Raw genomic sequence first — 15,363 nt, forward strand, 5'->3', positions numbered from 1 at the left:
CACTGTCGCTGCCCTCAGTCGCGCAGCACTTGCAGGTCGTAGTAGCCGAGCTTGCGGTACACCGTCGCCCGGCTCATCCCCAGCTCGGCGGCAGCGTCCTTCATCGTCGCACCGGGTCGGGTCAGGCACCGCACGATCTCGTCGCGCTCGAACGCCTCGATGCGGGTCAGCGCCCGCGACGAGCCCGACAGGACCTCGGCGGGCAGGTGCGCGACGTCGACGACGTTCGTCCGCGACACGGCGTGCCGCACGGCCCGCACGAGCTGCTCGACGTTGCCCGGCCACGGGCACGACTCCAGTGCCCGACGCGCGGTCGGGGTGAACTCGATGGCCCGGCCCCGGGCCCGGTGCGCAACGTGCTCGGCCAGGCGCATGACGTCCTCGACCCGGTCGCGCAGCGGCGCGACCTCCACCACGACGTCGACGAGGGGCGCGAGCTCGGCGGGCAGGGCGTTCGCCGACTCCGCCGTCACCGCCCATCCTGCGCCGGATGCCGGGTGGTCGCCTGCCGTCGTCCCGCCGGGCCGACCGCCGCCAAGACCGACCACCGCACCACCGACCGGACCTGCTCCCGACGGACGGCCCACGAGCAGACTCCGCAGGGCCGGGGCCGACCACGCGGGCAGCACGTCGACGTCGCGCACGATGACGCCGGTGTGGGGCTTGCCCACCTCGGGAGCCCACAGGGCCAGCCACGTCTCGACGTCGGCGGGCGGAGGAGCGGCCGCGCTGAGGATGCGGTCGTGCGGGCGGGCCCGGCGCAGCGCCTGGGCGAGCAGCGTCGCCCTCCCGGAGCCGGCCTCGCCCACCGCGGCCACCACGCGCCCGGCGGCGAGGGCGTGGGCGGCCCGCCCCACGGCATCCGACCACGCCTCGCCGAGCTCGTGCGCGGTGCCCGACCCGGGCTCGAGCCGGGCGCTCTCGACCCGCACCACCTCGCCCCGGGGGGCGGGCCGGGGTCGGCGGCCCTGCGAGCGGGCGAGCATGAGGGCGGAGGTGTTGCTCGCCGCCGACTGGGCGAGGGCGAGCAGCAGGTCGCTGTTCGAGCGCGACCACGTCGTGATGTTGACCGCTCCCTCGAGCCGGCCGGACACCGGGTCGAGCACCGGTACGGCGGCGCACGTGTACGTGCAGAGGCTGAGGCTGTAGTGCTCCTCGGCTCGCACCACCGAGGGCACGCGGTCGGCGAGGGCCAGACCGAGCCCGTTCGTGCCCGCCTCGCGCTCGGAGAAGGCGAACCCGGGGGCGAGGTGCACGGCATCCAGCGCCCTGAGCAGCGACGTGTCACCGCTGAGGCGCCCGAGCACGAGACCGTCGGCGTCGGTGAGCATGAGGCTGATCGGCTCGTTCTCGAGGGTGCGGTGCAGGCCCGAGAGCACCTCCTGGCCGCACTCGGCGAACAGCGAGTCGGTGACGGGCGTGCCGGAGAACACCGGCTCGACGGTCTCGAGGTCGACCCCGTAGTCGGCGCTGCGCTGCCACGACGCGACGACCCGCTGGGGCAGGGCCTCTCCGTCGGGCGCGCGCAGCAGGCCCGCCCGGTGGCTCACCACGTCGTCGCTCGCCGGCACCGTCGCCGCCTCCCACCCGTCGCTCGTCGACCGGTGCCCCGACGCTACCTCTCCGACCCGGCCGCCGCGGAGGTGCGCCAAGGGCGGTGTCTCAGATTGAGACGCCGGAGGGGGTGGCGCGCGCCGACCGCCGCCCTAATGTCGGCCGTGATCACCGACGATCACCCCTGCGAGGAGAACCGATGTACAGCAAGGACGGCGAGAAGTACTACATCTGCGACGCGCACATCGCGCTCTGGGACGCCCGACCGGAGAACCAGCGCAACGTGCACGGGAAGCAGTTCATCGACTGCTTCTACGACTACCACCGCAACCTCAGCCCGGAGTCGGAGCTGTGGACCTACGAGGAGTACCTCTACCAGGGCGGCGACCGTCTCATGAAGGACCTCTTCACCGACGGCTACGTCGACCACGCCATCTTCCAGCCGGCCTACCTCGGGGAGTTCTACGAGCGCGGGTTCGGTCAGGAGGAGGAGGCCGCGGCGCTCGCCCAGGCCCACCCCGACAAGCTGACGTACAACCACCACTTCGACCCGCGCAACGGTGAGGCGGGCCTCGACGCCCTGCGCGCCGCCGCCGAGAAGTACGACCTCAAGGGCGTCAAGCTCTACACCGCCGAGTGGCACGGGGACTCCCGCGGCTACAAGCTGTCCGACCCGGAGACCTACCGGTACTTCGAGGTGTGCCGGGAGCTCGGCATCAGGAACATCCACGTGCACAAGGGCCCCACGATCCGCCCCCTCGACCGTGACGCGTTCGACGTCGCCGACGTCGACCACGCCGCGACCGACTTCACCGACCTCAACTTCGTCGTCGAGCACGTCGGCCTGCCGCGTCTCGAGGACTTCTGCTGGATCGCGACGCAGGAGCCGAACGTCTACGGCGGGCTCGCCGTGGCCATGCCGTTCATCCACACGCGCCCGCGCTACTTCGCCCAGATCATCGGCGAGCTGCTCTACTGGATCGGCGAGGACCGCATCTTCTTCAGCTCCGACTACGCGCTGTGGACGCCGAAGTGGCTGGTCGAGAGCTTCGTCGACTTCCAGATCCCCGAGGACATGACCGAGTACGCGCCGCTCACGACGGCGCAGAAGAAGAAGATCCTCGGCCTCAACGCGGCCAAGGTCTACGGCCTCGACGTGCCGGCCGAGCTGCAGCTGCCCGACGCCGACGAGACGACGACCGGCCCCCGCGGCGCCGACGACGTCGCCGAGCGCGCGCAGGACACGAACGCCCTGGCGGGGGTCTGACGATGAGCATCGCCCCCCTCGAGCGGTCGGCCGGGCGGTCGCCCGATCAGTCGACCGATCAGTCGACCGGGCGGTCGGCCCGTGAGGACCAGGCGTTCCGCGCGCTCGACGTCGTCATGGACCCCGAGCTCGACGAGCCGGTCACCGACCTCGGCTTCGTCCGTTCGGTCGACGTCGCGCAGACGGATGCCGGTGTGCGGGTCAGCGTGCACCTGCGCCTGCCCACCTCGTTCTGCTCGCCGAACTTCGCCTACCTCATGGCCTCCGACGCGAAGGACGCCCTGACGTCGCTGCCGTGGGTGGACACGGTGGTCGTCGAGCTCGACGACCACCACGACAGCGACCTCATCAACGCGGGGCTCGCCGCCGACGCGGGCTACCGCGGCACCTTCCGCCACGAGGCGGAGCGCGACCTCGACGAGCTGCGGGCCACCTTCCGGCGCAAGGCGCACACCGCGGCGATGGAGCGGTGCCTCACCGACTGGCTCCGCGCCGACCGTGACCGCGCCGAGGCCGACGCCGGCCGGGTGCGCCTGCGCGACCTCCCGGCATCCGACCACACCGACTCGCTGCTGCGCCGGCGGGAGGCCCTCGGGCTGTCGCTCGGCGCCGACGACCTCGTGCTCGTCGACGCCGAGGGCCGCTCGTACGCGGAGGGCGAGGTGCCGATGGCGCTGCGCCGGGCGCGCTCGACGCGCATCTCCGTCGACGGCAACGCGCACTTCTGCCGCGGGCTGCTTCGCACCCGGTACGAGGGCTCCGGCGCCGACCAGACCCAGCGGTCCGACGGCGCCGAGCCGGGAGACCACCACCACCTGATCCCGTTGACAGTCAAGGAGACCCATCGATGAGCGAGACCATGAGGGCCGTCCAGGTCGTCGGCTACCACCAGAAGCTCGAGATGACCGAGCTGCCGGTGCCCCAGGTCGAGAACCCGTACGACGTCGTGGTGCGCGTCGGCGGCGCGGGGGTGTGCCGCACCGACCTGCACATCCTCGAGGGGCAGTGGGCCGAGAAGTCGCAGGTGACCCTGCCGTACACGATCGGCCACGAGAACGCCGGCTGGGTGCATGCCGTCGGGAGCGCGGTGACGAACGTCAAGGAGGGCGACACCGTCATCCTCCACCCGCTCATCACGTGCGGCCTCTGCCGGGCGTGCCGCTCGGGCGACGACGTGCACTGCGAGAACAACGAGTTCCCCGGCATCAGCACGAACGGGGGCTACGCCGAGTACATCCGTACGACGGCGCGAAGCTGCGTGAAGATCGACAGCGCCCTCGAGCCCTCCGACGTCGCGGCCCTGGCCGACGCCGGCCTCACGGCGTACCACGCGGCCGCCAAGGCGGCGCGCCGGCTGACCCCACGGGACACGTGCGTGATGATCGGCGCGGGCGGTCTGGGGCACATCGGCATCCAGGTCATGCGGGCGCTCTCGCCGGCCCGGCTCGTCGTCGTCGACCGCAACCCCGAGGCCCTGAAGCTCGCCGAGTCGATCGGCGCCGACGAAGGTGTGCCCGGCGACGGCGGCCACGTCGACGCGGTGCGCGAGCTCACCGCGGGCCTGGGGGCCGAGGCCGTCATCGACTTCGTCGGCGAGGGCGGCGCGACCGCCGAGGGCATCGCCATGCTGCGGCCGGCGGGCGACTACTACGTCGTCGGCTACGGCGAGGACATCACGGTGCCGACGATCGACATGGTCTCCGACGAGATCAACATCATCGGCAACCTCGTCGGGTCGTACAACGACCTGTCGGACCTCATGGCGCTGGCCGCCCGTGGCATGGTGACCCTGCACACCCAGAAGTACCGGCTCGACGACTTCCAGACCGCCGTCGACGACCTCGACGGCGGGCGGGTACGCGGTCGCGCCATCCTCACCCCGTGAGCGGTGGGGTCCGCCGCGCCCGGCGCGGCGGACCCGCCGGCCCACCACCCTTCCCGACCGACCACCAGGAGCCCCAGTGATCCTCATCCTCGTCAAGTTCCCCATCCGGGAGGACAAGCTCGACGAGTGGCGCGACCTCTCGCGGTTCTACGCCGAGTCCGTGACCGCCGAGCCCGGCAACGTCTTCTTCGAGTTCTCCGAGAGTGTGCTCGAGCCGAACACGTTCGTGTGCATCGAGGGCTTCCGCGACGACGCGGCCGGCAAGGAGCACATGGCGCAGCAGCACGTCACGCGCTTCATGGCCGAGATGCCCGACATCGTCGCGGCCCAGCCGCAGATCATCTACGTCGACTCCGACGAGGTCTCCGACTTCGGGCCGATGGGGGAGATCCAGCCCCGCTCCGCCTGAACGAGATCCGTTGCGCGCGTTGGCCGCTCACGGGTGACGCGACGAGACCCCGGGGCAGCTGCCCCGGGGCCTCGTCGTGCTGTCGTGCTGTCGGTCGTCAGGCGGCCGGGTCGCGGAACGCCAGCCAGCTGAGCAGCATCCGGTAGCCCTGGCCCTCGGTGAAGCGGTCGAGGCAGGGGTCGTCGCCGTAGCTCATGAAGTTGTGCACCGGGTCGCGGCCGGGCTGCTTGCACGTGTTGTCGGACTCGCGGCAGAAGAAGATGTTGTCGCCGTCGGCCTGGTAGGGCGTGTCGTCGACGCGGTCGCCGGGAGCCGTGCACCCGTTGTCGAACGTGTGCGCGAGACCGAGCCAGTGGCCGACCTCGTGCGTCAGGGTGTCGCCCTCGTTGTACGGCGCGGCCGACCCGCCGGGCAGGCTGGCCCCGAGCACGACGACACCGTCGAGGTAGCCGACCTGGTCCTGCGGGTAGTAGGCGTACCCGAGCAGGCCGCCGTCGAGGTTGGCGATGTAGATGTTGAGGTCGTCGTAGCCGCCCTTGTGCAGCTTCTTCTTCGCCGGGCGCTCGTCGTCGTCGCCGAAGTTGTACCAGTCGCTGTTGGCGGTGACGTCGTACGACTTCAGCGTGAACCGGAACGGCGTGTACGTCGACGCGCCCGCCGTCTTGCCGGCGTAGGCCTCGTTGAGCACCTTGATCTGGTCGACGACCTGCTTGGGCGTGACGCCGCCGGTGCCGTTGTTGCGGGTGATGACGTGCACACGGACGTCGATGTCGATGGGCGCGAACCGACCCACCTGCGCGCGCTGGGCCAGGTTGCGCTGGGCGACCCGCTGCTGCAGGGCCGCGTCCCACTTCGCCGACTGCGCGGCCGTCATCGAGTTGCGGTCGCGTCCACCGTGACCGGCCGTCACCCTCGCCGCGGACGAGCCCGGCGTGGATGCCGTGTCGCCCCCGGGTGCGCACTGCTCGCCCGCGGGGGCCGCCGGGGCACCCGCCTGCGCGCTCGTCGTCGCCCCTGTCGTCAGCAGTCCACCTGCCGCCAGCGCGACGGCGGCCAGATAGGCCGTCCGGCGTGTGCGCGGGCGTGTGAGAACACCACTCATGTCGTCTCCTGTCGTCGGTGGAGGACTCCCCCCGGGACCGAGGCTGGTGCCCCCGGGGTCCGCGGTCAAGGGCTACCCGGTCCGGTGACGGCGCAGGTCCCCGACAGGGGCGCCGAAAAGGGACGAAAGGCGGTGCGAGCCGCGGTGCAAGCCGCGGTGCGGCCGGCGGACCGGCCGGTGATGTGGCCGGTGCCGACCGGCGGGTGGCGCCTCAGCGCAGCGACGCCGCCAGCTCGGCCAGCCCCTGCTCGACGGACACCCTCGGGGTCCAGCCCAGCAGCGCGCGCGTCTCGCGCTGGTCGAACCAGTGGGCCGTCGTCAGCTGCTCGACGACGAAACGGGTCAGGGGCGGGTCGGTGGCCGCGGGGGGTCGCCCGGTGAGGCGCTGGACCGCTCCGCGGGCGGCCACCCACCCCTCGGCGACGGCGCCGGCCGTCAGCGCGGCCACGGTCGGCACGCGGCGGTGAGGGGCAGGCGCTCCCGCCGCCCGGCAGATGTCGGCGACGAGCTCGGCCACGGGCCGCGGCTCGCCGTTGCTGACGACGACCGCACGGCCGTGGGCGCTCTCGCACCGGTCGACGGCGGCGACGAGGGCCTCGACCGCGTTCGTCACGTAGGTGCTGTCGATGAGGGCCGCTCCGGTGCCGACGACGGGCAGGCGACCCGACCGGGCGCGGTCGACGAGCCGGGCGACGAGCTGGGTGTCACCGGGGCCCCAGACGAGGTGCGGCCGTACGGCCACGACGGCCAGGCCGTCACCGTCGGCGCCGAGCGCGACCTGCTCGGCCAGCGCCTTGCTGCGCGCGTAGTGACCCCGGGCCGTCGCCGGGTCGGCCGGGCCGGCGCCCACGCCGACGAGCGACTCGCCCGCGTGGGCGACCGAGGGCGAGCTGACGTGCACGAGCCGGCGAACCCCGGCGGCGCGGCAGGCCGCCACGACGGCGGCGGTGCCCCCGACGTTGACCCGCTCGTAGTCTGACCACCGCCCGGTGACGTCGACCTTGGCGGCGAGGTGCACGACCGCGTCGTGCCCCTCGGCGGCCCGGGCCACCGTGTCGCGGTCGGTGACGTCGCCACGGACCTCACGCAGCCCGAGGCCGGAGGCACGGCGCTGCAGCACCGTCACGTCGTCACCCCGGTCGGCCAGGGCGGTCGCGGTCCGCCCGCCGAGCAGTCCGCTCGCGCCGGTGACGAGCACCCTCACGGCCGGCCCACCCGCTCACCGGCGAGCACCCGCTCGGCCCAGCGGGCCACGCGGGCGCGGTCGATCTTGGAGGCGTGACGGATGTCGACCGGCATCCGGTCGGTGACGAGCACGGCGGCGACGCCCACTGCAGCAGCGCCACGGACCGCGCGGGCGAGGTCGGCGTCGGCGAGCCCGGGACGGGCGCAGCCGGTCGTCGTCACGACGACGACCGGCTGCTGCGTGCCCACCGGGCCGACCCCGACGAACGCCGCGAGGGCGACGTCGCCGACAGCCTCTACCCGTTGCTCGGGGCCCACCGGCGTGAGGGGGCCGTCGGCGGTGGTGACGACGTGCACGAGCCGGCCCTCGACCCAGAGGCGGCCGTCGTCGTCGAGGTGCCCGACGTCGCCGGTGCGGTGCCACCCGTGGTCGCGGGAGCTGTCGGCCTCGGTGGCCCACAGCTGGTCGTACCGGTCCTTGACGTGGTCGGCACGGACGCAGATCTCGCCTGTCGTCCCCGTGGCGTCGGCGAGGGCGCCGGTCGCACGACCGTCGGCGTCGAGAGCACTGAGGGCGACGGTCACTCCGGGCACCGGGTGGCCGACGCAGACGCCGTCCCCGTGGCCGGCGGCGTCGATCTGGGCGAGCGAGATGTCGGCGACGGGCAGGCACTCGGTCATGCCGTAGGGCGTGTGCAGCCGCGCCTGGGGGACGAGGGCGGCCACCTCGTGCAGCAGCGACGCGGGCACCGGGGCGCCGGCGGACATGAGCAGTCGCACTCCGGCCAGAGCCGAACGGTGTTGTGGCGTCAGCGAGCTCGCGGTATGCACGACGTTGCGCAGGGCGGCGGGGGAGGCGAAGACCACGGTGCCCTCGACCGCGGCGACGGCGTCGGCCAGCGCTGTCGCGGTGAGGGTGGCCGGGGCGGTGACGTCCATGTCGGGCACCGCCGAGGCGAGCCCGAGGGCGGGACCGTAGAGCGCGAAGGGGGCGAAGGCGGCCACGAGGCGGTCGTCGGCCGTCAGGCCGTACGTGGCCCGCAGCGCCGCGAGCTGCGCCCGCAGCTGCCGGCCGCGGTAGACGACCCCCTTGGGGGCGCCGGTGGCGCCCGACGTGAAGAGGACGGCGCACTCCGCGTCGTCGCCGCGCGGGGTGGGGACGACGTCGGGACGCCGCCGACCGGCATCCACGAGCTCGCCGACGGATGCCGTCACGCCGAGCGCGCGCTCGACGGCGCGCGGCAGGCGCGGGCCGGACACGACGCGCGCGCCCGGCACGCGCATGGCGGCCGCGGCGGCCAGTCCGCGGTCGATCGCGATGAGGTGGTCCGGGCGGGCACCGCGGAGGGCCCGGCCCATGCGGCGCAGACCGAGGCCCGCGTCGGCGACGACGACCGAGGCACCGGCCTGCCAGCACGCGTAGACGGCGAGGGTGAGGTCGGCACCGGGCGGGACGAGCAGGGCGACCCGGTGGCCCGGCCGAACACCGTGCAGGACGAGCCCCGCGGCGAGGTCACGCACCCGCTGCTCCAGCAGGTCGAACCCGATGCGGCGACCCTCGCCCCCGAGCTCGACGACCGCCGTGGCGGGGTCACCGGCGCGGTCGAGCAGGCCCTGCCAGAGGGGCGCGTGGGTGTCGGGAAGTGGCCTCTCAACGGTGGAGGTGGCGTCGGGAAGTGGCCTCTCGACGGTGGCGGTGATCCAGCGCCAGGCGTCGTCGACCGCCCGGGGGGCGTCCTCGACGACGAGGTGCGAGGCGCCCTCGTACCGGTGCACGTCGGCGTGCGGCATCCGCTCGCGGAGGTCGGCCAGGTGCACCCCGGTGAAGACCGGGTCGCGCGGGCCCCACAGCAGCAGCGCGGGCACGTCGAGGTGCCTGACACCCTCGGCGATGGTGTCGAGCGTGCCGGCGCTCTCGTGCTCGCCCTCGAAGGGGATGTCGGCGACGAAGTCACCCACGGCGACCCGCCGCGACACCGAGTCGTAGGGGGCCGCGAACGCGTCCCGCACCGGTGCGGGCAGCGGCGGGCGCGACAGGGCCGTCGTCGCCCGTACGAACGTCGGTGTCACGACGCACGACAGCTGCCGGATGCCGGGGGTGCGGGCGAGGCGGATGAGGCCGGGGGCGGCCGACCCGGCCGGTTGGTGCACCGCGGTGTTGGTGAGCACGACGGCGCGCAGCTGCTCCCGGTGGGCCAGGGCCCAGCCCAGCGACACCGGGCCACCCCAGTCGTGGGCGACGGTGACGACGGGGCCCGTGATGCCCAGGGCCGCGGTCAGCGCACCGAGGTCGTCGACCCGCTGCGCCAGGGTGCGCGGTGCCGTGCGCTCGGAGAAGCCCATGCCGAGCTGGTCGACGGCGACGACGCGCCAGCCGCGCGGGGCGGCCGCGACGAGGCGCCGCCACAGGTAGCTCCACGTCGGGTTGCCGTGCACGGCGAGCACCGTGCCCTGCCCGTCCGGGCCGGACGGGTCGACGCGGTTGTCGAGCACGTGCCAGCGACGGGTCGACCGCCCGGCGGCGTCGGACGTGCCGTCGGTGTCGGGCACGTCGACGTACCGCGACCAACGAGCATCCACCCCCGGGAGCCGCTCGAGCACGTCGTCGGCCAGTCCCGCGTGCGACGGCGCCGTGGCCGGGCGCACGCCATCGGCGACGGGGCCGTCAGGGGCGGTCACGTCGGAGGGGGCGAGAATCACCAGGCGATCTCGAGGCAGGACACGTTGAGGCCCGACCCGACGCCGAGCAGCAGCACGCGGTCGCCCGACTGCAGCGAGTCGACCTCCTGCGCGAGGGTGACAGCGACCGCGGCGGGCCCGATGTTGCCCCGGGTGGGGAAGGTGAGCGGCACGCGGTCGGCGGGCAGCTCGAGGGCCTCGCACATGGCGTTGGTGTGCACGGTCGAGACCTGGTGCGCGACGTAGCGGTCCATGTCGCTCCAGTCGAACTCGGCCTTGGCGTCCTCCCACGTCTCGCGCGACAGGGCGATGCCGGCCTCGAGCAGGCCGCGGGTGTCGGTGCGCATCCACTCGAGGTCACCCACGCAGAGGTCGTGGTGCTCGGTGCCCGCACGGGCGACGCCACCGACGATGCGGTGACCCTCGGGGTGCTGGTCGGCGCGGCCGAGCACCATCGCCGCGGCGCCGGAGCCCAGCGTCAGCGTGGCGAACTGCGACAGGACGTCGTTGGCGGTCGCGTCGGGCTGCGACAGGCGCTCGAGCGTGACCTCCTGCGTGTGCCGCGAGCTCTCGCCGTCGACGACGACGGCGTAGTCGATCTGCCCGGCGTCGATCATCGTGGCGGCGAGCTGCATGCCGTTGACGAAGCCGAGGCAGGCGTTGGCGAGGTCGAAGTTGAGGCAGCTCGTCGGCAGCCCGAGCGCGTGGTGGATCTGCACTGCCATCGACGGCTCGAGGTGCTCTCGCGACACCGACGTGTTGACCATGAGCCCGACGCGCGAGGGGTCGATGCCGGCCTCGGCCAGCGCCTTCGCACCCGCGGTCGCCGCACCCTCGGTGAAGCTGACGCCCTCGGGCCACCAGCGCCGCTCACGGATGCCGGCGAGCCGCTCGAGCATCCCCGAGCGGAGCCCGACGCGGGCGTAGGTCTCGAGCAGCTTCTCGTCGAAGGCGTCGGACGTCATCACCACCGGGGCGTCGACGGCGCAGACGGACAGGACCGCCGTGTTCGCGTACCGGAAGGTTGCGTTTCCGCTCATGCTGGCCCCTTGCGCCTGTCTCTTCGTCATGCCGTGTCTCGTGTCGGGCCGGTCGGTGTCCCGACCCCCCGAGAGGCGTCGCCGACCCGCGCGGCGGCGCCTCATGTGTACCCGAAAGTAGATCACGTCCGCGGGGGTGCGCTCGCACCGTGCCACCCGGCATCCGTGGTGGAATCGCCCATGGCCCCCGCGTCGAGCAAGACTCCCGCCGTCGAGATCGAGGTCGACGACCGGGTCGTGCGCCTCAGCAGTCCCGACCGCGTCTACTTCTCCGAGCGCGGCGAGACCAAGCGCGACCTGCTCGACTACTACCTCTCGGTCGGCCCCGGGATCGTGCGGGCCCTGCGCGAGCGACCGTGCATGCTGCACCGCTTCCCCAAGGGGGTCGACGGGCCCAAGGTGCACCAGAAGCGCCTGCCCGCCGGGGCGCCGCCGTGGGTGCAGACGGTGCGGCTGCACTTCCCGCGCTACGGGCTGCACGCCGACGAGCTGTGCGTCACCCACCTCGCCGACGTGGCGTGGGCGGTGCAGATGTCGACGGTCGAGTTCCACCCGTGGAACAGCCGCCGCGCCGACACCGAGAAGCCCGACGAGTGGCGCATCGACCTCGACCCCATGCCCGACTGCCCTTTCGACACGGTGCGTCGCGCCGCGGCGGTGACGCACGAGGTGCTGGACGAGCTCGGCGCCGTGGGCTGGCCCAAGACGTCGGGCGGCTCGGGGCTGCACGTCTACGTGCGCATCGACCCGCAGTGGGGCTTCTCCGACGTGCGCCGTGGCGCCCTCGCCTTCGCCCGCGAGGTCGAGCGACGGATGCCGGACGACGTGACGACGACGTGGTGGCGCAAGGACCGTTCACCCAGCGACCTCTTCGTCGACTACAACCAGAACGCCCGCGACCACACCATCGCGGCGGCCTACAGCGTTCGCGGCAACGCCCGCGGAACGGTCTCGGCCCCGCTGCGGTGGGACGAGGTCGCCGACGTCGAGCCGCAGGACCTCACCATCGCGACGATGCCGGCGAGGTTCGCCGAGCTGGGCGACCTGCACGAGGGCATCGACGACGCCGTCTTCGACTTCTCGGCGCTGCTCGAGTGGGCCGACCGCGACGAGCGGGAGGGTGCAGCCGTTCCCCCGGAACCCGACGCACAATGAGGTGGCGGGCACCCGCCCCGCCCTGGCCGCCTCGTGCGACCTGCCCGACCGGAGGAGAACCGTGACCACGCTCAGCGACTTCAGCGCCACCACCCTGACGGGGCAGGAGCAGCCGCTCTCGGAGTACGAGGGCGACGTCGTGCTCGTCGTCAACACCGCGAGCAGGTGCGGGTTCACCCCGCAGCTCGCCGGGCTGGAACGGCTGCAGGAGACGTACGGCGCGCGGGGCCTGCGGGTGCTCGGCTTCCCATGCAACCAGTTCGGCAGCCAGGAGCCGGGCACCGAGGACGAGATCGGTGAGTTCTGCCAGAAGAACTACGGCGTGACCTTCCCCATGTTCGCCAAGGTCGACGTCAACGGCCGCGACGCGCACCCCGTCTGGAAGTGGCTGCGGTCGCAGCGCGGCGGCCTCATCGGCGACAAGATCCGCTGGAACTTCACGAAGTTCCTCGTCGGCCGTGACGGCCGGGTGCTCGGTCGCTACGCCCCCAACACCGACCCCGCGTCGATCGCCGACGACATCGAGAAGGCCCTCGAGGCCTGACCGGGGCGGCGTCCTCGACCCCTACGATCTGCGGGTGGACCACGCCACCTTCGCCGACCGCACCGCCCACGGTGTCGTCGACGTGCGCCGCGGCGACGACGCCCTCGAGGCACTCTCGGCGGGCGAGGGGTTCTGGGCCGTCGTGGCCACCTTCGAGGGTGCCGTCACCGCCGTCCGCTTCGCCCACGTCGAGCCCCGGATGCCGGGTGGCCCGGCCGGTGCCCTGGGGGAGGTGTCGACCCCCGTGACGCCTCCACCGGCCTGGCGGCCGCTCGACGGCGACTGGCACACCTCGCTCGACCGTGACGCCTACGTCGCCGCGGTGCAGGAGGTGCGCTCGCGCATCGCCGCCGGGACCGTCTACCAGGTCAACGTGTGCCGGGTCGTCAGCCACCGGCTCGACGACGGGGCCGACCTCGACGGTCTCGACTCGCTGCTGCGACAGGGCAACCCGGCCCCGCACGCCGCGCGCATCCGGTGCGCCGAGGCGGGTCTCGACGTGGTCTGCGCGTCACCCGAGCTGTACCTGGGGGTGCGTGACGGCCGCGTCGTCAGCCGCCCCATCAAGGGCACCGCGCCCACCGCCGAGCAGCTGCTGCCGAAGGACCACGCCGAGAACGTCATGATCGTCGACCTCGTGCGCAACGACCTGTCGCCCGTGAGCCGGCCCGGCACCGTCTCGGTCGACGAGCTGTGCGTCGTCGAGACGCACCCCGGGCTCGTCCACCTCGTCTCGACCGTCTCCGGCCGGCTGCGTGCGGGCACGACGTGGCGTGACGTCCTCGCCGCCGCCTACCCGCCCGGGTCGGTGAGCGGTGCGCCGAAGTCGAGTGCGCTCCAGGCCATCGCCGACCTCGAGCCGGTGCCTCGCGGGCCCTACTGCGGGGCGGTCGGCTGGGTCGACGCCGGGGCCGACGCCGCCGAGCTGGCGGTCGGCATCCGCACGTTCTGGGCCGAGCGGGACGCCGGGGGTGGGCGGTGGCTGCGGTTCGGGACCGGGGCCGGCATCACGTGGCACTCCGACCCCGTCGGGGAGTGGCGCGAGACCGAGCTCAAGGCTGCGCGTCTCGTGGGGCTGGCCGCCGGCGCTGTGTCACCATGAACACCCGCGAGCGAACGGACGAGACCGACAGCATGAGCACGAACACACGCGTCTGGGTCGACGGCGACCTCGTCGAGCCCACCCGGGCCGCCGTCTCCGCCCTCGACCACGCCGTCACCGTCGGTGACGGCGTCTTCGAGACGGCCAAGATCGTCGACGGCGCACCCTTCGCGGTGTCTCGCCACCAGCAGCGGCTGCTGCGCTCGGCGGCCGGCCTGGGTCTCCCGGCCCCTGACCTCGCCGTCGTCGAGAAGGGCATCGCGGCCGTGCTCGACGGTCCGCCCATCGAGTTCGGTCGTCTGCGCTGGAGCGTCACCGGCGGCGTGGGCCCCCTCGGCTCCGACCGTGACGACGCCGCGTTGACCTACATCGTGCTCGCCGCCGACCAGGCCCGCCCCCCGGCATCCGGCAAGCTCGCGGTCGTGCCGTGGACCCGCAACGAGCGCTCGGCCGTCGCGGGCCTCAAGACCACCTCGTACGCCGAGAACGTCGTCGCCCTCGCTCGGGCCAAGTCGGTCGGTGCGATCGAGGCGGTGTTCGCGAACACCCGCGGCGAGCTGTGCGAGTGCACCGGCAGCAACGTCTTCGTCGTCGTCGACGGCGAGGTGCTGACGCCGCCGCTCGACTCCGGCGCCCTCGGCGGCATCACGCGCGAGCTGACGATCGAGTGGGCCCGCGAGGCCGACGTGCCCGTCCGCGAGACGGCGCTGCCGCTCGACGTGCTCGGGAGCGCCGACGAGGTCTTCATCACCAGCTCGACGAAGGACGTGCTCCCGGTGCACGCCGTCGACGAGCGCGAGCTGCCCGCCCCCTGGCCACTGACCGAGCGGCTGCAGGCCGTGTTCCGCGAGCGCGCGGCAGGAGACCTCGACCCGTGAGCACCGACCAGCACGAGCACCCCGACGCCGGCCCCGACGGTCGAGTCGACGGGCGCCCCGACGTACGTCCCGGCAGGGGCTCGGACACGCGTCAGGACCGGCGCGGTGACGTCGACTACGGCGACCGCAACGTCACCCTCGACGCGGACGAGGACCGGTGGGCCTGGCGGGCAAAGCTGCGCCGCAACAAGGCGACCCATCTCGCGTACCGCATCGCCGTCGGCGTCGTCGGCGGCATCGTCACCATCGGTGGGCTCATCATGGTGCCCGCCCCCGGCCCGGGCTGGCTCGTCGTCTTCGCCGGCATCGCCATCCTCGCCAGCGAGTTCGAGTTCGCCCAGCGGCTGCTCGCCTTCGGCAAGCGCCAGCTGGAGCGTTGGAACCGCTGGCTGATGGCCCAGCCCGTCTGGGTGCGGGGGCTCGTCGGCCTGGCCACCCTCGCCTTCGTGTGGCTGCTGTTCTGGGGCTACTTCGCCTGGCAGGGCGTGCCGCAGTTCGTGCCCGACTGGGCCGCCCAGTGGCTCCAGCGGCTGCCCGGGGTCGACTGACCGCGCCCGCGTCGG

The 15,363-nt window shown here is 73.3% G+C and carries 14 protein-coding genes; 9 read left to right on the forward strand and 5 right to left on the reverse strand.

Annotated features, from left to right (window positions below):
* Positions 1-14: 14 nt before the first annotated feature.
* Complete coding sequence (locus DFJ68_RS06625) at positions 15-1,571, reverse strand: AAA-type ATPase lid domain-containing protein (RefSeq protein ID WP_245963510.1); 1,557 nt, start codon at positions 1,569-1,571, stop codon at positions 15-17.
* Positions 1,572-1,753: 182 nt separating this feature from the next.
* On the opposite strand from DFJ68_RS06625, the gene DFJ68_RS06630 reads away from it, so the two are divergent.
* The 4 genes from DFJ68_RS06630 (at position 1,754) to DFJ68_RS06645 (ending at position 5,115) form a co-directional block, all read left to right on the forward strand.
* Positions 1,754-2,821 (forward strand): amidohydrolase family protein, encoded by a 1,068-nt coding sequence (locus DFJ68_RS06630; RefSeq protein ID WP_121032049.1) that lies wholly within the window; start codon positions 1,754-1,756, stop codon positions 2,819-2,821.
* Between the two features lie 2 nt (positions 2,822-2,823).
* Positions 2,824-3,672, forward strand: a complete 849-nt coding sequence (locus DFJ68_RS06635) for an iron-sulfur cluster assembly protein (RefSeq protein ID WP_121032052.1) — start codon at positions 2,824-2,826, stop codon at positions 3,670-3,672.
* A complete protein-coding gene (locus DFJ68_RS06640) occupies positions 3,669-4,706 on the forward strand; it encodes an NAD(P)-dependent alcohol dehydrogenase (protein ID WP_245963511.1) in 1,038 nt (345 codons plus the stop codon). Before DFJ68_RS06635 ends, DFJ68_RS06640 begins: the two co-directional genes overlap by 4 nt.
* Positions 4,707-4,782: 76 nt before the next feature.
* Positions 4,783-5,115, forward strand: a complete 333-nt coding sequence (locus tag DFJ68_RS06645; RefSeq protein WP_121032054.1) for a putative quinol monooxygenase — start codon at positions 4,783-4,785, stop codon at positions 5,113-5,115.
* 97 nt (positions 5,116-5,212) lie between these two features.
* On the opposite strand, the gene DFJ68_RS06650 is transcribed toward DFJ68_RS06645, so the two are convergent.
* From DFJ68_RS06650 to DFJ68_RS06665, 4 genes are all read right to left on the reverse strand, one after another.
* The gene (locus DFJ68_RS06650; RefSeq protein ID WP_121032056.1) at positions 5,213-6,217 is read right to left on the reverse strand and encodes a zinc metalloprotease; all 1,005 of its coding nucleotides are present in this window, start codon (positions 6,215-6,217) and stop codon (positions 5,213-5,215) included.
* 211 nt (positions 6,218-6,428) lie between these two features.
* Positions 6,429-7,421, reverse strand: coding sequence for an NAD-dependent epimerase/dehydratase family protein (locus DFJ68_RS06655; RefSeq protein ID WP_121032058.1), 993 nt, complete (start codon positions 7,419-7,421; stop codon positions 6,429-6,431).
* The gene (locus tag DFJ68_RS06660) at positions 7,418-10,102 is read right to left on the reverse strand and encodes an alpha/beta fold hydrolase (RefSeq protein WP_338067410.1); all 2,685 of its coding nucleotides are present in this window, start codon (positions 10,100-10,102) and stop codon (positions 7,418-7,420) included. The genes DFJ68_RS06655 and DFJ68_RS06660 overlap by 4 nt, the downstream gene beginning before the upstream one ends.
* Entirely contained in the window at positions 10,099-11,121 is a 1,023-nt protein-coding gene (locus tag DFJ68_RS06665) for a 3-oxoacyl-ACP synthase III (RefSeq protein WP_121032060.1), read from the reverse strand. Before DFJ68_RS06665 ends, DFJ68_RS06660 begins: the two co-directional genes overlap by 4 nt.
* A 180-nt stretch (positions 11,122-11,301) precedes the next feature.
* On the opposite strand from DFJ68_RS06665, the gene ligD reads away from it, so the two are divergent.
* The 5 genes from ligD to DFJ68_RS06690 all read left to right on the forward strand — a co-directional run bounded on the left by ligD (position 11,302) and on the right by DFJ68_RS06690 (position 15,348).
* Complete coding sequence (gene ligD / locus DFJ68_RS06670) at positions 11,302-12,276, forward strand: non-homologous end-joining DNA ligase (protein ID WP_121032062.1); 975 nt, start codon at positions 11,302-11,304, stop codon at positions 12,274-12,276.
* 61 nt (positions 12,277-12,337) lie between these two features.
* Complete coding sequence (locus DFJ68_RS06675; protein ID WP_121035160.1) at positions 12,338-12,820, forward strand: glutathione peroxidase; 483 nt, start codon at positions 12,338-12,340, stop codon at positions 12,818-12,820.
* 34 nt (positions 12,821-12,854) lie between these two features.
* Entirely contained in the window at positions 12,855-13,922 is a 1,068-nt protein-coding gene (locus DFJ68_RS06680) for a chorismate-binding protein (RefSeq protein WP_121032064.1), read from the forward strand.
* Positions 13,923-13,954: 32 nt separating this feature from the next.
* Positions 13,955-14,800 (forward strand): aminotransferase class IV, encoded by an 846-nt coding sequence (locus tag DFJ68_RS06685; RefSeq protein ID WP_121035161.1) that lies wholly within the window; start codon positions 13,955-13,957, stop codon positions 14,798-14,800.
* Positions 14,797-15,348 carry a TIGR02611 family protein gene (locus DFJ68_RS06690; protein WP_121032066.1) on the forward strand — a complete coding sequence of 184 codons (552 nt, stop codon included), beginning with the start codon at positions 14,797-14,799 and terminating at the stop codon, positions 15,346-15,348. The genes DFJ68_RS06685 and DFJ68_RS06690 overlap by 4 nt, the downstream gene beginning before the upstream one ends.
* The last annotated feature ends 15 nt before the right edge of the window (positions 15,349-15,363 follow it).

This window comes from Terracoccus luteus, assembly GCF_003635045.1.
GTDB lineage: Bacteria > Actinomycetota > Actinomycetes > Actinomycetales > Dermatophilaceae > Terracoccus > Terracoccus luteus.